Origin of the sequence: Pontibacter pudoricolor (genome assembly GCF_010092985.1) — a bacterium.
Classification (GTDB): domain Bacteria; phylum Bacteroidota; class Bacteroidia; order Cytophagales; family Hymenobacteraceae; genus Pontibacter; species Pontibacter pudoricolor.
In genome coordinates this window covers 2,313,376-2,330,663 of sequence record NZ_CP048106.1, presented here as the reverse complement: position 1 = coordinate 2,330,663, position 17,288 = coordinate 2,313,376, and the positions used below count along the sequence as shown (strand labels likewise).

Annotated in this window: 17 protein-coding genes; 10 read left to right on the top strand and 7 right to left on the bottom strand. The window is 45.5% G+C overall.

Annotation, left to right across the window (positions count from 1 at the left end; all coding sequences use genetic code 11):
• Positions 1–180: 180 nt before the first annotated feature.
• Genes GSQ66_RS18805 through GSQ66_RS09995 form a run of 3 tightly spaced genes read left to right on the top strand, consistent with a single transcriptional unit; the run spans position 181 to position 4,495 of the window.
• The gene (locus GSQ66_RS18805; protein ID WP_202923333.1) at positions 181–1,338 is read left to right on the top strand and encodes a carboxypeptidase-like regulatory domain-containing protein; all 1,158 of its coding nucleotides are present in this window, start codon (positions 181–183) and stop codon (positions 1,336–1,338) included.
• Positions 1,287–3,146, top strand: coding sequence for a TonB-dependent receptor domain-containing protein (locus GSQ66_RS18800; RefSeq protein ID WP_202923438.1), 1,860 nt, complete (start codon positions 1,287–1,289; stop codon positions 3,144–3,146). Before GSQ66_RS18805 ends, GSQ66_RS18800 begins: the two co-directional genes overlap by 52 nt.
• 17 nt (positions 3,147–3,163) lie before the next feature.
• A complete protein-coding gene (locus GSQ66_RS09995) occupies positions 3,164–4,495 on the top strand; it encodes a RagB/SusD family nutrient uptake outer membrane protein (RefSeq protein WP_162427338.1) in 1,332 nt (443 codons plus the stop codon).
• A 47-nt stretch (positions 4,496–4,542) separates the two neighbouring features.
• Here GSQ66_RS09995 and GSQ66_RS09990 read toward each other — a convergent pair whose 3' ends face one another.
• The 4 genes from GSQ66_RS09990 to GSQ66_RS09975 form a co-directional block, all read right to left on the bottom strand.
• Entirely contained in the window at positions 4,543–4,986 is a 444-nt protein-coding gene (locus GSQ66_RS09990; protein ID WP_162427337.1) for a putative signal transducing protein, read from the bottom strand.
• A 33-nt stretch (positions 4,987–5,019) separates the two neighbouring features.
• Positions 5,020–5,244, bottom strand: a complete 225-nt coding sequence (locus GSQ66_RS09985; RefSeq protein WP_162427336.1) for a CDGSH iron-sulfur domain-containing protein — start codon at positions 5,242–5,244, stop codon at positions 5,020–5,022.
• Between the two features lie 133 nt (positions 5,245–5,377).
• Entirely contained in the window at positions 5,378–6,181 is an 804-nt protein-coding gene (locus GSQ66_RS09980) for a hypothetical protein (protein WP_162427335.1), read from the bottom strand.
• A 274-nt stretch (positions 6,182–6,455) separates the two neighbouring features.
• Positions 6,456–8,894 carry a GAF domain-containing protein gene (locus GSQ66_RS09975; RefSeq protein WP_162427334.1) on the bottom strand — a complete coding sequence of 813 codons (2,439 nt, stop codon included), beginning with the start codon at positions 8,892–8,894 and terminating at the stop codon, positions 6,456–6,458.
• 222 nt (positions 8,895–9,116) lie between these two features.
• On the opposite strand from GSQ66_RS09975, the gene GSQ66_RS09970 reads away from it, so the two are divergent.
• The 7 genes from GSQ66_RS09970 (at position 9,117) to GSQ66_RS09940 (ending at position 15,136) form a co-directional block, all read left to right on the top strand.
• Positions 9,117–9,749 carry a hypothetical protein gene (locus tag GSQ66_RS09970; RefSeq protein ID WP_162427333.1) on the top strand — a complete coding sequence of 211 codons (633 nt, stop codon included), beginning with the start codon at positions 9,117–9,119 and terminating at the stop codon, positions 9,747–9,749.
• 384 nt (positions 9,750–10,133) lie between these two features.
• Positions 10,134–10,748 (top strand): deoxynucleoside kinase, encoded by a 615-nt coding sequence (locus GSQ66_RS09965; RefSeq protein WP_162427332.1) that lies wholly within the window; start codon positions 10,134–10,136, stop codon positions 10,746–10,748.
• Between the two features lie 269 nt (positions 10,749–11,017).
• The gene (locus GSQ66_RS09960; RefSeq protein ID WP_162427331.1) at positions 11,018–11,881 is read left to right on the top strand and encodes a hypothetical protein; all 864 of its coding nucleotides are present in this window, start codon (positions 11,018–11,020) and stop codon (positions 11,879–11,881) included.
• A 189-nt stretch (positions 11,882–12,070) separates the two neighbouring features.
• Positions 12,071–13,741, top strand: coding sequence for a dipeptidyl-peptidase 3 family protein (locus GSQ66_RS09955; RefSeq protein WP_162427330.1), 1,671 nt, complete (start codon positions 12,071–12,073; stop codon positions 13,739–13,741).
• Between the two features lie 13 nt (positions 13,742–13,754).
• Complete coding sequence (locus GSQ66_RS09950) at positions 13,755–14,273, top strand: hypothetical protein (RefSeq protein ID WP_162427329.1); 519 nt, start codon at positions 13,755–13,757, stop codon at positions 14,271–14,273.
• 243 nt (positions 14,274–14,516) lie between these two features.
• The gene (locus tag GSQ66_RS09945) at positions 14,517–14,666 is read left to right on the top strand and encodes a hypothetical protein (RefSeq protein WP_162427328.1); all 150 of its coding nucleotides are present in this window, start codon (positions 14,517–14,519) and stop codon (positions 14,664–14,666) included.
• Positions 14,667–14,926: 260 nt separating this feature from the next.
• Complete coding sequence (locus GSQ66_RS09940) at positions 14,927–15,136, top strand: hypothetical protein (RefSeq protein WP_162427327.1); 210 nt, start codon at positions 14,927–14,929, stop codon at positions 15,134–15,136.
• 79 nt (positions 15,137–15,215) lie between these two features.
• Here the strand turns inward: GSQ66_RS09940 and GSQ66_RS09935 are convergent, their stop codons facing one another.
• The 3 genes from GSQ66_RS09935 to GSQ66_RS09925 are packed head-to-tail and all read right to left on the bottom strand — an operon-like array spanning position 15,216 to position 17,258.
• Positions 15,216–16,421, bottom strand: coding sequence for an NAD(P)/FAD-dependent oxidoreductase (locus GSQ66_RS09935; RefSeq protein ID WP_238395636.1), 1,206 nt, complete (start codon positions 16,419–16,421; stop codon positions 15,216–15,218).
• Positions 16,360–16,608: a hypothetical protein gene (locus GSQ66_RS09930; protein WP_162427326.1), complete on the bottom strand. Its 249-nt coding sequence runs from the start codon at positions 16,606–16,608 to the stop codon at positions 16,360–16,362. The genes GSQ66_RS09935 and GSQ66_RS09930 overlap by 62 nt, the downstream gene beginning before the upstream one ends.
• The gene (locus tag GSQ66_RS09925) at positions 16,560–17,258 is read right to left on the bottom strand and encodes an alpha/beta hydrolase (protein ID WP_162427325.1); all 699 of its coding nucleotides are present in this window, start codon (positions 17,256–17,258) and stop codon (positions 16,560–16,562) included. The genes GSQ66_RS09930 and GSQ66_RS09925 overlap by 49 nt, the downstream gene beginning before the upstream one ends.
• Between the last annotated feature and the right edge of the window lie 30 nt (positions 17,259–17,288).

Here is a 17,288-nt window from a genome sequence, read left to right as displayed (position 1 = left end):
TATAACAAGGGATGCATGTATTTATATATATTATAATAGTTATATAATTATGTGATTTCAATTGTATTGTTATTAGTAAAATCATACTTTAATTAATGCAAACCGTATAATGGTACACAGCTGCCCTAACCCGTAGCTCCTCCAAAGCCCTCTATTTATTTACCATATTAGATATTCTTTATGAAAAAGCATTACTCGCTTAAGCTGCTGGCTTTGCTATGCTGGCTTTTGCCGTTTATAGTGCAGGGGCAAACTACTGTTAGCGGCAGAGTTACTGATTCCGGATCAGGTAATGCGCTGCCAGGCGTAGCAGTTGTGGTGGTGGGTACCACTACAGGCACCAGTACCGATGTAAACGGTAATTATTCCATTACCCTGCCTTCTGAAAATGGCAGAATCACCTTCTCGTTTCTGGGGTATGTATCGCAAACAGTAAGCGTTACTCCGGCTTTAACAGAACTTAACATCCGGCTTGTTCAAAAAGCCACCAGTCTCAGCGAAGTTGTAGTGACGGGTCTTGCTACAACTGTAAAACGGACAAATGCCGCGAATGCAGTCTCTACTATAAATACCCGTGAGATATCAGGCATCACAACGCCCCAGACCATGGATGCTGCTATCAGTGGCAAACTGGTGGGCGCAAACGTTGTCCAGAACTCGGGCGCGCCGGGCGGGGGTATTGCCATGAAACTGCGCGGGGTAACTTCCATTTTTGGCAATGCGCAGCCACTCTATGTTATTGATGGGATAATTGTAGACAACTCCAGCATTTCAGGTGGACTGAATGTGGTTACAGCTGCTGCCAACCAGGGAAATGCATCAAACCAGGATAACGCTTCTAACCGCATAGCAGATATCAACCCCGACGACATAGAAACGATAGAAGTACTGAAAGGTGCCTCCGCAGCTGCTATTTATGGTTCGCTGGCAGCAGCAGGCGTTGTTATCATCACAACAAAACGTGGAACGGCTGGCAAAACCTTGGTTGATGTTTCGCAGGATGTGGGATTTACCAAGGCTGCACATTTATTAGGTATGCGCAATTTTACAGAAGAGCGGGTAGCCTCTACTTACCTTGACCGACCTGAACTTGTTGAACAGTTTATAGAAGCACGTAATGCAGGCCGCCTGATTGATTACGAAAAGGAACTATACGGCAACAAGGGGATGCTGTATAATACCCGCCTGAACATAAGCGGCGGAAGCGAAAAAACACAGTTTTATGTAGGTGGCCTGGTGCAGAATGAAGAAGGTATTATTAAACGAACTGGCTACGAAAAAAGTCACTGCGCTTTAACCTGGATCACGAGATCTCCAACCGATTTAATTTTAGTTTAAGCACCAACTATATCAATTCTATAGCAAAACGCGGCCTCACCAATAACGATAATGCCGGTGTTTCTTTTGGTGTAGCTTTATCCAGTACGCCAAGCTTTGTAGATTTATTCAGGGATGATAGCGGTTTGTATCCGGATAACCCGTTTGCAGCTTCCAACTTTCTGCAAACCCGCGACCTGATGACGAACAAAGAAAATATAGACCGTTTCCTGGGTGGCTTTACCTTAAATACAAACCTGTATACTACTGACTTAAGCAGTACCAAACTGGTATTACGTGCAGGCCTGGACTTTTACAACCTTAAAACGATCGCCATCTTCCCGAGAATATTACAGTTCGAGCGGAACGGGAATCAGGGCACCTCTATCCAGGGTAACAACTATAACCTGAACACCAACTTTGCTGCATTCGTTGTAAACAACCTGTCGGTGGCAGACAATACCCTTGATTTTACAACAACCATTGGCGCTACCCGCGAAAACTTCAACCAGGACCAGGTACTAACTATAGCCACGCAGCTTATTGGTTCCCAGACAAACCTGGACCAGTCGAGTGCTGTAACTGTGGATCAGACGCAGCTTCCGGTCAGAAACAAAGGGTTGTTCTTCCAGGAAGAAGTTAACTTCAGCGACCGCATCATTGCTACTGCAGGGTTGCGCCTTGATAAGTCATCAAATAACGCTGATGTAAATGAGTTCGTGGCTTTCCCTAAATTCTCGCTGGCCCTGAACCTTGCCAACTTCGGTTTCTGGACACAGGAGAGTATAAATATGCTCAAGCTTCGGGCAGCATACGGCGAGGCTGGCGGTTTCCCGCCATTTGGCTCTAAGTATACTTCATTTTCACCCTTCAATATTGGCGGAAACCCGGGTATTATAGTTCCGATACAGCGCGGTAACGCAGATATTAAACAGGAGCGTCAGAAAGAATTTGAAACCGGAGTAGACATTGGTGTACTGGGAGATAAGGCCATACTGGAAGCTACCTACTATGTGAAAACGGTCTCGGATCTTATATTGGTGCAGAACGTGCCGGGCTCAACCGGTTTCAGTACGCGCATAGTAAATGCCGGCGAGTTGCGAAACCGTGGCATAGAACTGTCACTTAGCTCAACTCCTTTCGATGTTGCCGGCTTTAAATGGGATTCCAGGATCAGTTACTGGGTTAACAACTCTGAAATAACAGAACTGGATGTTCCTGCTTTTCCGTTGGGAGGATTTGGTAATACATTGGGCACATTTTTTATAGAAGAAGGTAAATCAGCGACTCAGATCAAAGGTATAAAAGGTGATGAGGGCGTGGTTGTGCTTGGCGATGCTGCTCCGGATTTTCAGATGAACTTCCACAATTTCTTTACTATCAAACAGAACCTGACTTTCTCCTTCCTGTTGCACTGGAAAGAAGGCGGCGATAACATAAACCTGACCCAGTTGCTGACAGACCTCGGCGGCACCTCTTTTGATTATGATGATGACGACGAAGGAGATGGTATACCCAATGCCAAAGAGCGTACCGATGCCCTGGGGGTAACGGCAGAGCCCTTCGTGCAGGATGCATCTTACCTGCGGTTGCGTGAGATCGGGTTGTATTATACACTGCCCACCAGTTTACTGGAAGGTGTTTTCAGTGGTATAGTACGACAGGCTAAGATCGGGCTATCTGCCAATAACCTGTTTACCATAACCGATTATGACAGCTACGACCCCGAAGTCTCCAACTTCGGTGGCAACGGATTGTCTACCGGGGTGGATGTAACCCCTTTCCCTTCCTCTAAAAGGTATTTCCTGCATCTCTCTATCGGTTTCTAATTTTAAATATGATCATTATGAAAAGGTATATAAATGCATTAAAAGTTAAACCGGTAATGGCGCTTCTGGCAGTAATAGGCATGTTGCCAGCCTGCGAAATTGATGATATTCCGGATCCCAATAACCCAACTGTTGAATCTGTGCTGGTAAACGCGACAGTGGACGACCTGAATAACCTGGTGGTAGGTACTGAAGCTGGCATGCGTACGTTCTTAGCCACTTATTATGATAACATGGGTATGATTGGCCGTGAACACTATCGTTTTTCCAGTGCTGACCCACGTTTTACTGCCGATCTGTTAGGGAAGGGTAGTTCTGTGCTGGATGATAACACGTTTTATACTACAAACCCCTGGGCAGGTCGCTACAGGGTGGTAAAGAATACAAATATCCTGATTGCATCGGCCAACAATACGACATTGATCTCAGATGAAGAGCGGGAGGGCTATCTGGCTTTTGCAAATACCATAAAAGCGCATCAGTTGCTCCTTAACCTGACCATGATGTATGAGCCGGGTATCCGATTAGATGTTAATGACCCTGATAATCTCGGGCCATTTGTGGAACGGGAAGCGGCCCTGGATTCGATTGCGTTGTTGCTGGATGAAGGGGCAGCGCATATTGCAGCTGCCGGTGAGGAGTTTCCGTTTACGTTATCAGAAGGATTTGACGGTTTTAACGATCCGGAAGGTTTTCTGCAGTTTAACCGGGCGCTTGCTGCGCGTGTAGCCGTTTACCGTGAAGAATTTGGAGAAGCCCTGGAGTTACTGGGAGATTCGTTTTTAGACCTGAGTACCGATTTTGATAAAGGGGTGTACTATACATTCAGTTCTTCTTCCGGCGACCTGCTGAATCCGGTGTTCGTGGCACCAAATTCCTCTGGAGAAATACGCATTGCACATCCAAGTTATATTAGCGACATCGCACCAAATGATGACCGGATCTCGAAAGTATTACTACGGGATGAAGCTGCATCCCTTGATAATTTGTCGGGCAAGTACGATGTAGCAGTGTATAAGACAAACACAGACCCGATCCCGATTATCCGCAACGAAGAACTGATTCTGATTTATGCAGAGACAAACATACAGACCGGAAATACTTTGGAAGCTGTACGGGCGCTGAACATTATCAGGCAAGGGCATGGGGTAGGGCCGTATGTCGGGCCGCTTACAGAAGAAGCGCTTATAGATGAAATGCTATATCAGCGTCGCTATTCTTTATACTTTGAAGGGCACCGTTGGGTAGATATGCGCCGTTACAACCGGCTGGATGAATTGCCTATCGATCGTCCCGGAGATGATGTGTGGACCACTTTTCCAAAACCATTTATTGAGCAGGCTTTTTAAATACTACGACCGGAAGTAAAAAAGGGAGCCGTGTAAGGCTCCCTTTTTTATTTTAGCTTCCAGGCATGGCCACAGTTATAGCACCTGTATTTATGGCTCAGGAAAGGCAACGGGAAACCAAAGAGCAGGTAACTCAGCGAAAATACTGTTTTGTTATATTTTTCTTCGGCAATACGATCCGAACCGCAGTTGGGGCAGGTTGTAGCTATAACATGTTCCTGCATGGGCGGGGCAAGCTCTATATTGTCATCCAATAAAAACTCGCTGCTGCCGCCCTGTATACGGGCCAGCACAGCACGTGCCTCTTCCTCGTCCTGCTCAGTAACTTTAAGTTTTACGCCACCAACAGCCACAGAGTAAAAAGGCTGGGCACCAACTATATGCTCATCGCTAAGAAAGCAAAGGATGCCCTCCGCCTCCAGCCGGCCTTTCATAATGTGGGCTTCGGTGGGTTCGTTAAAAGCAGCTATAGTTACAAAGCGTTCAGCCATAGTGTAAGTTATCGTATCAACTATAGTTTATAGTTAAGCCTTCTTTTCAGGCAGGTCAAATGCCTGGGCATCGTGCTCAAAGTGGCCTTTGTGCGAGCCGTCGCAGAACGGTTTGTTTTTAGACAGACCACAACGACACACAGAAACCAGCGTGCGGCCACCTAAGCCATATACGTTTCCATCCTTATCCACTATTTCAAAGTCACCTTCAATGCGAAGCGATCCGTTATTGTTTACGGTTATTTTAGTTTTTGACATCAGTTAAATGTGAGGTTTAAAGCAAATATAGCTATTTATAGTTGTATCTGGTACAATACACGCAGCATAAAAACCGAAGCGGCTGCAAGACTAATCCTGCAGCCGCTTTGGCTTAAACTAATGTGCTTTTTACTTAATTGCTATACAAATAAGTAAAGGTCTGTGCCTGGCCGTTTGGCGAAGTCACCGTCTGGCTGGTTGGGTAGCCGCGCTCATCATACTTGTAGGTGTAAGTATAACGGTAAGCCTTTTTGCTGGCGTGTACCAGTGTAGAAGCTACGGTCATGTTGTTTGGGCTGGCTGCTGCACCCGGCTCACCATGGGCAAAAAATGGATTCTGGTTAGAGTCGTATGAATATGTAGTGGTAGAGAACAGTTTGCCAGTGCCCTTGCTATCTACTACATATTGTTTTTCCTGGCCAAAGTTGCCATTCGGAAGCACCTCGTAGGTGGTGTAAGACTTCAGTTTTGCAGTCGCCACTTCTTTGCCTTCATAAACTGTTTTCTTCTCTAACTCTTTTTTAGAGTTGTAAGCAAACGTGGTAACAGCGCTGTACTCCAGGCTGCTGCCATTGTAGTAAGAAGTTGTAGTTTGTGTCAGTTGGTTCTTGTCATTGTACTTGTAATCCTGCTCCGACAGCATAGCGTGGTTAGTACCAGCATGAGTCGAAGATTTGATAAGGTTGCCTTTTGAATCGCGGATAAACTTCTCGAAAGATTCCAGGTCACCGGTTTCCTTGTCGTAGTAGTTTATCTGGGTAAGCGATTTACCTGCATAGTTATAAGAGGTTACCTCCGAAGAGTCTACCATTACATGAGAGATAGCACCCTGCTCAAAGGTCGGCTGAAGTGTATCTTTTTCCCTGTCATCGCAAGATGAGAAGGCTACCACGCCGAAAAATAACATGGCAGGCATAATTCTGTTTTTCAATTTCATTTGGCTAAAAGTTGAAAACGTTAAAACTAAATTTCACCAGTTACCTAAGCTGGTGTTGGGTTAAGAACGGCGCAAGTTTAAAAATAATTGCACTTGGCGATAAAAAACAACAAAATATATTCAGAACGAGGCATGTTGTAAGGTTGTTTAAAATCTATAACTGGTTGATTTAAAGTTGATTTGTAGTTGAATAGTTGGAATTGAAAAAAGTTGTATAAATTTATAAAATGCAATCAATATATGATTTTACCTATTTATAAAGGTTTGCGTTTATTTAATTAAGACTTGCACTTTGCGCTATTGCAAGTAGTTCGTCGCCGGAGTCTATGTCGTGGCGCAACTGCTCTTTAAAGCTTACCGAAACGCGAATGGCCCGTAAGCCCTGCACGCCCTGCATCTCATCCACCTCCAGCATTTCCACGTCTTCCTCTATATACCCCTCCGACTGCAGAAACTCGATGTAACGCATGTACTCAACAGCCTCTTTTTGCTGGGTATAAACTATAGCAATCTTGCCGGGCTGGGTAAGGCGCTCTTCGTTATCGCGTACTGTAGCTTTGTCCAAACGTTTTTTTATAACCTCGTAGCGTATGTTGCTTGCGCCATCCACATCAAATTTCTTCTCATCCAGCCTGAACTTAATAGAGATAGGGTCGCTGTGCACGAGTATAAGCTGCGCAATTTCTAAAGGTAGTTTTAGCGTGGCACGCAGGGTTTGTATGCGTCGGGCAATTTCGCAGGTAAGCATAAGCTGCCACAGGCGCATGTTTTTAAGATAGATCTTCTCAAAGTTGCCACTGTTCAGCAAAGAGGACCCAATGTAAATATTATACTCCAGTCCATCGGTTTTGTACTTCTCAAAATAATGCGGGAATATTTCCTGTGCCTTTTCTTCTTCCCTGTCAAGGAACGAGGAGATGGTTTCGTTTATCAGGTACAGGCTTTCTTCGTAAGCACGGCGCTTGTTATAAACCACATGATGCGTGTTCGTAATAGCGTTTTTGTACCTTTTTATAGTTTGCTCTGTCTGCGGGTTTGTTTTCAGGAAGTAATTAAACAGAGCTTCAACTTCTGATCTCAGAAATTCCAGCACCTGCGCCTCATCATCAGGACCCAGTTCCGACACAATACTTTGCGAGAACTTATCAATCTTAAAGGTAAGCTCATCCAGGATTGGCAACGGCAGATTATCTTTAGCTGAAAGCAACACCTCTTTGGCAAGCACTAACTGATCCAGCAGATCACCTTGTATGGCTTTGTTCCGCTCTGTTGCAGAGTTGCGCACATCCGATACACCATAAAGCGGGTAAATATCGCGGAATACGATCGGCTCTATTTCAGCGGTAGAGTTGCGCTCCCTATAATCCAGGAAATTGATGGCAGCCTGTGTAAAGCGCCATTCTACCACAGGGTGTATGGCAGTATATTTTTCTTTTATTACGTTCTGAATACTACTGCGGAGTTCTTCCAGGCCACGGTGCATTGCCAGCGCAAAAAGCGGTAGTATTTCTTTTAACCGGATCATGGAAAGCGCATTGAGCTCTCCGGGAATCGGGGAAGCAACTTCCAGTAAACCAATAATACGGCCTTCGTATTGCAGCGGCGCGATGATCAGGTTCCGGATACCATCCTCCAGCAAAATGCGTTCTATCCGTGTCGGGCTGGCGAACAGTTTCAGGTCCTCTACTATAATAGTATGGCCATGCTTTATAACGGGCTCGTAAATAGAGCTGCGCAGGTCATCCAGTTTTAGGTCGCAGTTCTGGGTAAGCACCAGTCCGTTCCATATCTTACGGGCATACGTTGTATCAAACTCCTGCATGGCAGGGCAGGAGGCAAGCCCGAATTTTATGCCCGGCAGGCCAAACAGCACACGCAGCTTCTGTTGCAAACTCCTGATACTGCCTTCTGAGGTAACGGCATCCTGCTCCAGCAGGTCGTAACGCAGCGAAGAAATGGTTTCTTCCATGGTTACATCCGTAAAGTCGTAAATGGCAAATCCTGTAAACTCAAAGTTTTCTGGGGGCAGCCACTTCATCCACAAATCCAGGTTGTTGTAGCGGTTTATCAGGAAGTTTATTTCCTGTGGTTTCAGTTGTTTGAGCTTGCCGGTCAGTTTTACATCCATAAACTTAAGGTCTATACTCAGTTTATAATGGCGCTCGAGTTGCGTGAATTTATCTTTTATAACAAAAATAAAAGGCTGGTCTACTACAAAATTTGCTTTATAAAATTTCTCCAGGATGATGGTGTAAGCCGAAAGCGTAAGCCGGAATAAGAGTGTTTTCAGGTCCAGGTTCAGTTTTTCGGTGTAGTTGCCGCCACCCAGCAGTTGCAGCTCTTCGAGACGTGGAGTAGCATAAAAACTTTCGAAATGGAAAGGCAGAACCGTTGCGCGCAGGTCGTTTTCCCACAGCGCACTCGGGAAAATGTCTTCCATCAGTATATCTATTGTACTAATGTGTTCGTCAATAAGCGCCGTATCTTCTACAGGTTCCAGCAGGGCGGGAGTTTTGCGTAGCAGGTCGGCCAGTTCCTGTACACGCGAAATGTTACAGCTAGCGTCGGTGTTTGCTTTATTTTCCCAGTAAGCAACAAGCGGGGACAGACTAAGCGTGGTTCTGAACGGAAACTTGTCCGTACTCAGAATAATCTCATCTTTATTTGTGATGGAAACAACAGTTTCGTGGAAGCTGCTCCTTGGGTTACTCATAGGGCGATTTTGATTTAGAAGGCCTGGCAGCCGAAAAACTGGTGTAGTCAGGCAAAGAATTCTATAGTTTCAACTCATTTAACGTATTCTGCCTGTAAAGGATAGTGCAATTTTTGCGAAATGCTAAAAGAGCAACAGACACAGTATTTTGCACTGTAATATAGTTTTGGCATAATATTTACTAGTAGTCTGGTGTTATAAGATAAGATAATGTACCGTTACATGAGAACTTTGAAAAAATACTTGCTTGCTGTTTTATTTACCGGAACTATAGTTGGCGTGCAGGCACAAACAAAATCGCAACTGGAGCAGGACATGGAAAACCTTCGGAGCTGGATGCGCAAAAAGTCAGTGCAGGCCGACAGTGTGACACGCGCCGAGTGGCCAACCATAAAGCAGGAATTTAAAAGCCTGACATCCTCTCTTGATAAAAATACACAAAAGCTATCGGAAGAATCAAAAGAGGAATATAGCCAGTACAAAAGCCGCTACGGCGAGTGGGAGGAACGCAACGAAACCAGGAAAGCCGTGAACCTGGATGGCCAGGAGCTGGAGCGCTGGGAGAAACAGATGACAGGTACTACCAAAATTGCCAATATCAGGCCGGGTGACCTTCGGGATACTTATATCCGCCTGACAGACTATACCCGCGCTTACCGCCGCACCTGGAACCTGCGCGACTGGGACTATGCCGAGTTTGTTTTTGGTGAACTGAATACCCGGAAGACCGAGGTACTGGATAAGCTTAATAACGGCGATAAGATAAAAATAGCAGCCCTGCAGGTAGAATTTGCCACCCTTAAAAAGAGCCGGGAGGCCCAGGAACTATACCAGGATATGCGCGATAAAAAATAGTTGATTGTTTAGTTGTTTGTAAGTAAAGAGCCCCGGAAGTAGCTATTCCCGGGGCTCTGTTTTTAGATGGCGTTCTTTCCCTTTGTACCGCCCGGTTGATCCCTGTTGTTATTTTGGCCCTGATCCGGACTTTTATCTTTTTGCTGATCTCAGGACCGACGATTCTCTTTGCTTATGGTGGCTTTGGTTGTGTCCCTTTGTCATGGCCTCCTGTATTTAGTGTGCTATTGTCTATACCTAAAGCAATCAGCAGTTTAAAATGTGCAGTTGGCAGCACCTGTAATATTGTGCTAATTATCCAACAAAACAACTATATTATACAGCGTGCATCTAAGCAAAAACGCTTACTTTTGTTTTCAGCTTTTACCAAAATTTTAGTTTTATATGCACATTGCGATCGTCGGTAACATTGGCGCCGGCAAAACTACCCTTGCCACAAAACTGTCTCAGCATTTTAAGTGGGACCTGTACCTGGAGGCAGTAGAAAATAACCCATACCTGAAGGATTTTTATGAGGACATGGAGCGTTGGGCCTTCCATTTACAGGTGTTTTTCCTGAATAGCCGCTTTGGGCAGGTGCAGCAGATACAGGCCACCGATCGTGATGTAATCCAGGACCGCACTATTTATGAAGATGCGCACATCTTTGCCAAGAACCTGCACCAGTCCGGGCTGATGAGCACCCGCGATTACGATAACTATTTCGCGCTGTTCCAGTCTATGATCAGTATGGTAAAAGCACCGGACCTGATGATTTACCTGAAAGCCGACCTGCCGAAACTGATAGGCCAGATTGAAAAACGTAACCGCGATTACGAAAGCAGCATCAGCATAAACTACCTGCGCAACCTGAACGAACATTACAACGAGTGGATGGCAAACTATAAGCAGGGCAAATTGCTGGTAATTGACGTTAACAACCTGGACTTTGTAGCGAACCCTGAAGACCTGGGCGGCATCATCGAGAAAATTCAGGCAGAACTTTTCGGCCTGTTTTAAACTATAGCAAACCAACCAAACAATAAAGCCGCTGCTTTTCTCCCGGGAAGAGCAATGGCTTTATTGTTTGCAGTGCTTTATGACGAGATATAAACCATAATCTTGATAATTATAAATATTTAAATATTTAATTGAAACTATTTGTTTTGTTTTTAGTACTATTGCCTAATTGATAACATATGTTATTTAAAAGAAAAATGCTAAAAGCACTACCAAAATTAAGCATCGGCCTAGGCGCCCTATTGCTTATGTTCTCATGTTCTAAGGACATGGAAAATGTTAACCCTTCGTCTGGCTTTAACAGCTCTTCCGCTGATGCTGCTAAAGTTGCAAGTGCTGTCAGTCCTGTTGCTATTTCCGATTTGAGTACCACCGATGGCAAAACCTGGCAGTTTACTGTTCAGAAAACGGTTGCAGGAAATGTACCAAACATCGGTTCACTTTTGCTCACGCTTACCGGCTGCGATGATCAGCAAATTGCCTTATCGGGCGCTAATGTCGTTTCAGCATCTGTTACGGGCTCATTTACACAAGCATTGGCTCCGTCCTATAAAGAAGGAAATGGCAGTGCCTGCGATATGTCTGCTGTAACGGGCTACCTGAGATTATCCGATTTCCAGGAGAAGCTGACTGATGGAAATGTGTACACAGTACAGTTTACCTTAAGCGAAGCCATTCAGGTTAAATCGGCGAACATTTGGGCAAGAATCAGTAATGCGTGCTACCCCACATCTGTAGCCGGACCGGGCTGTGACGTGATGGACCTTTGCGGAGAAGGCCAGGGCGCTTTCCATAAAGCAGGAAGCTGGAAAGGCAATACTGTTACCTTAGGCGGTTATACCTATACAGAAGCTGAAGGTCTTGCCATAATGACTCCTAACGGGAACAGTGCCGGCGGCCTTAAAGATTCGAGAGCTGCTTTCTCGCAAGGTGCAACGGTATTACTGAACAGACAGATGGGCTATATTTCGGCTACTGCTTATGCAGCTGAGCTGGCAACTATAGATGCCTACCTGAGCACTCTGAATAAAATGACTACTTACAACATGGACGATATGCCTACTGGTAATGCCGCAGCCAAAGCAGCTGCCGGATACATCGGGGATAATATCAAGTGTGAAGATGGAGAGTAAAATCTAACCTGATTTATAGTTGGAAGAGATGAGGCACTACGCTTCATCTCTTTTTTATGAAGTAATCCGGGCTACCGCGTATAGTTTATAGTTGCAGGCTAAACTATAGTTTCCGGAAGCGTAGTAGCGGCTGATTTTAACGAATACTTTAAATTTACTATCTTCAATATCTGAACTAATAAAACTAGAATGAAACCACGCCATTTAATATTCGCCACTGCACTGGCTGTTGCTACAGTTGGGTGTACAAGTAAAACTACGGAAGAAGGCAGCACAACCACTGAAACCGCTACCACTACTCAAGCCGGCGATAGCCTGCAACAGAAACTGGACATGTATACAAATGTGCGCCTGACGGCTGATATGAGCAAACTGACCGAAAAAGAGCGCCAGATGCTGCCATTGCTGATAGAAGCCGGTAAAATTATGGATAAGCTGTTCTGGTACGAAGCCTACGGCAAAGGCGATTCTTTACTTGCCGCGCTGGATAATGCTGCTGCCAAACAGTTTGTAAAGATCAACTATGGCCCCTGGGACCGTCTGAACAACAACGAGCCTTTTATAGCTGGCGTTGGCTCAAAACCGGCAGGATCAAACTTTTATCCTGCTGATATGACCAAGGAAGAGTTTGAGAAAGCCAATCTGAAAGACAAAGCCAGCCTGTATACGTTTGTGCGCCGTGATGCCAATGGCAAATTAATTACCGTGCCTTACCATGTGCAGTTTAAAGATGATGTTAAAAAAGCATCAGACCTGCTAAAACAAGCTGCCGCACTTGCCGAAGACGCAGGCCTTAAAAAATACCTGACGCTGCGCGCCGAAGCCCTGCTAACGGACAACTACCAGCCAAGCGACCTGGCCTGGATGGACATGAAAAACAACAAAGTTGATGTAGTGATAGGCCCGATAGAAACCTACGAAGATGCGCTGTTTGGTTATAAGGCAGCACACGAGGCTTATGTGTTGATTAAAGACATGGAGTGGAGCGAACGGCTGGCTAAATATGCTGCTTTTCTGCCTGAACTGCAGCGCGGCCTGCCTGTGGCTGCCAACTATAAAAAAGAAACGCCCGGCACCGATTCTGACCTGAATGCTTACGATGTGGTGTTTTATGGCGGCGACAGTAATGCAGGCAGCAAGACTATAGCTATAAACCTGCCAAACGACGAAGAAGTGCAACTGAAAAGAGGCACGCGTCGTCTGCAGCTGAAAAATGCCATGCGCGCCAAATTCGATAAAATTATGGTGCCGATTGCCGACGAACTGATTGCAGAAGACCAGCAAAAACACGTAACCTTCGATGCTTTTTTTGCTAACACCATGTTTCACGAAGTGGCGCACGGCTTAGGTATCAAAAATACCATTAACAGTAAAGGCACTGTTCGCGAAGCCCTGAAAGAACATGCATCTGCCCTGGAGGAAGGCAAAGCGGATATTCTGGGTTTGTACATGATCACGCAGTTGCACGAGAAAGGCGAAGTAGAAGGCAGCCTGGAAGATTATTACACCACGTTCCTGGCCGGTATTTTCCGGTCGGTTAGGTTTGGTGCGGCCAGTGCACATGGCAAGGCCAATATGGTTCGTTTCAACTTCTTTAAAGAGAACGGTGCTTTTGAGCGCGATGAAACAACAGGTAAATACCGTGTGAACTATGCTAAAATGCGCGAAGCTATGAACAAGCTGTCCGAAAAGATTCTGACACTGCAGGGCAACGGCGACTACGCGGGTGTAGGCAACTTGCTAAACGAGCAGGGGCAGGTAGATGCCAAACTGCAGGCCGACCTCGACCGTTTGAGTAAAGCCAATATTCCGGTGGATGTGGTGTTTGAGCAGGGCGTAGATGTACTTGGTCTGAAATAACAAACTATAGCTGATGAATATCCTGCATTGGAAACAGAAAGACTGGTCGGGCCGGGAGTTTGCCTTACGAACTATAGATCGGCCTATGGGTACTATTACTTTTGAAAGCTGGTCGAGTTACGATGCGGTATATACGTCCGGTACCGCTACCATTTCTTTTAAAAATAAAGGATGGTTTGAACAGGAGGTAACTATAACCTACAACGGCGAAGAGATTGGTAAAGCTAAAGCATCACTATTTGGTAAAACGAAGGTAATATTAAACTCAGGCGAAACGTATCTGCTCACTAGCGAGTTTTTTACCTATAACCGTAAGGTGCAGGACGTGGCTGGCAAAACGCTGATCAGTTTTAAGCAGCCATCCTTCAGTTTCGGGAAAGGGGATATTATAGTTTCCGAGGAGTTGCCGGAGCTTACCAAAGAGGTACTGGTTAGTACCAGCCTTTACCTGAAATCGGTGGCAGAGCACCAGGCCGCTATCCTGATCATCATCTTTGTTCCGATCTTTATACGTAATGTATTCGGCAGCTAAACTATAGTTGCCCCAGCAAAAAAGCCCAATCGTAAGGTTGGGCTTTTTTGCTGATTATAGTTTTGTGTTACTCTTTGGAAGCTATATTAATACCAGTTGGTTACTGTGAATCAATTAGATAATGAATAATAAATAGCTGATTTTTTAAAACTGGCATAACAGTTGAAACAAAGGAATTGCCGGGTGCTGGCGAAGTTGTAGCATAAGTTGAAAGCAGCCGGGCATTTACCTGAATTAACTGTTATGAAAAATATCAAATCGTTTATTGCTTACCTGCTGGTGGCCGTTTTCCTGTTGGGTTCTATAGCTGCCAGCGCAAATACACTCCCTGAAAAATCTGAGAACACAACTATAGATCACTGCTTAATGCCTGGTTCGGGGAATAGTAATTAAACCAGTAATAACCCTGCGTTTCAGTAAGCTTCGGCAAACCATAAAAGAGAACGGTTTCTGTAGAAATTAATTAAAAAGTACTATAGGTTTTGAAGATCGGCTACGCCTGTATGGTGTAGCCGATCTCTTTTTATAACTAAAAAAAGGTTGGTTTGCAATTGGTAACATTTTCGGAACTATATATAAAACAAAACAACTGACTATGGAGTATTAAGTCTTTCAATCAATTATAAATCAGCTTATTAAACCCTAGTCAAACAATGAAAAGCTTTTATGACTTTAACACCAACAGTCCGGAAGAGCGCTCTGAAAGGAACAGGTTATACCCTGAGCTAGCCAGTTTCCATATAGCGTTACGAGAAGAATTAGATGAGGAAGAATACCAGCAATTTTACAAAGCGGAGAAAGAAATCTCTCAGAAAACCATGCACCTGAACCAAAACCCAACACACAAATGGATTACAGCTTAGAGCAAACTAAAACACAAAACTAAAGGGAGGCTACTTAAAGTAACTTCCCTTTTTTTTATGGTTTATAGTTTAATCTTATCTATAGCTGCTGAAGAATTAACTCAGCGCCTTCTTCACCAACAAGTGAGCCGATTGCCACACCCATTCCGCCCATCCGCACGGCACAGCTTATTCTTTCTGATACCGGCTGAACTATAGTTGTTTTAGCAGGTCCCATGCCCATAATACCGCTCCAGCGTTGTTCCACTTCAAAAGGTGTATCAGGCAGGATAACCTGCTGCAAGAGCTCTTCCAGTCTGTTTTGAACCAGTTCAGTGAGCCCGGCTTCTGTTGTTTCTTCCGTTTTAAAATCGAGGTTGCGCGCCCCGCCGAAAAGCACGCGATCGCCAATGTTGCGGAAGTAATAGTAGCCTTTGTCGTAATGGAAAGTGCCTTTCAGTTTAAGGCCAACTATAGGTTTGGTAATGAGCACCTGCGCGCGAGCCGGGATAACCTGCAGTTGTGGCAACAGCTGTTTCGCAAAGCCATTGGTGGCTACCAAAGCAGCACGGGCTTTAAGGGTTATTCCTTTATCGGTGGTGGCAACTATAGTTTTGCCTTCGTCGTGCAGGTGTTGTATTTCCAGGTTATTGTGAATGATCACGCCCAGCGCCTGCACTTTTTGGGTAAGCGCCAGGATCATTTTTCCGGTATCTATCTGGCCTTCGGCAGTGCTTTCAACCAAATGCTCCACCTCCCTGAATCCGAAGGTTTTGATCTTTTCGTCGGCGGTACGGTAGATCTCAGGTTCGCCAACTATAGTTTGCAGGTGTTTGTTCAGGTAAGGCAGCTGGTTTATGCTTTGCTCGTATAGATCGCGCTGGCTCTTATCAAACAACTCGTAGCCACCCCAGCGGTGGTAATCTATTGTTTTATCTCCCAGGTTACGTCGCAGGCGCTGCAATCCTTTCCATCGGCGCTCTACCAACCCAAAAACCTCATCTTCGGTGTGGTGGGCAAGGTCTTCTATAAGCTCGGTGGGGCTACCGAAACAGGCGAATCCGGCATTCTTAGAGCTGGCTCCCGTAGGCAACAGTCCCCGTTCGGCAACTATAACTTTTAAGTTGGGCTGTGTGGTTTTCAGGTGCAAAGCGGCATTCAGGCCAACTATACCGCTGCCCACGATCAGCACATCAATATTACTGAAATAGGTATCCTGCTCCCAGAAACTGAACTGCATAAAACTAGTCTTCGCGGTAATACGGGTGGCTATAGTTGCGGGCTTCCTCTTCGCTGATGATCTCATAAGAGGTAAGCATGATCTCGCGTTCGCCGTTGTTCATGCCTTTCACAAAGTGGCCGTCGGGAGCTTCGTAAATGGCGTAGTTGTGTTTCCCAAACGGGTAAAGGTTGTTGCTTCTGATGATTGTAGCCTGTGTCAGCTCTATTTCCTGGCCGTCTGCTGTTCTGGCAATGTATCTGCTTTTATCCATACTGCTTCTAAAATTTTGCTCAAGATAACACTAATTTCATCTGAGAGATGCATCACCATTAAATGTTCGCCTTTCGGGATGGAGATGATGCCCGGCCGGTCGCGGAACGGAAGGATCAGGTCGGAGGTGCCATGAATTTGAATCAGGCCGGGGATAGTTTCCTGCTGGTCCCAGTCCAGGAGCCGGCTGAGCGCCCAGCGCAGAAACTTTTCATCTATCTCCAGGATTACCTCTTTCAGCAGCCTGCGTTCCGGTTCGGTATGGGCCCCGAAAAAGAAAGGTGCCACAGGGTAGATGGCCTTCATCACCGGGAAAGGCAGCCATTTTTGCAAACGTGTTTTCCCGAGCTGCCTGTAATACCAGGGCAGATTATGACGCGTGGCCAGGCTGGAAATAATGATAGTAACCTTTGGCTGCACAAGTTTGCTCAGCTCTATCGCTACCAATCCGCCAAAAGACAAACCAACCAAGATAGGCTCAGGATCTGTGATTTGCTCTGACAGGCGTCGGGTATAAGAGGCCAGCGACTCGTTCTCATCCTGCGGGGCGATCCAGGCAACCTGTTGCTGCGGTAAAAATTCCGGCAACTTCAGAAACTGGAACATCCGCCAGTCGGCGCCTAACCCGCTGATGAAATATATTTTGCTCATGCGATGCTGCTCGTGGTTCGGTTAAGTAAC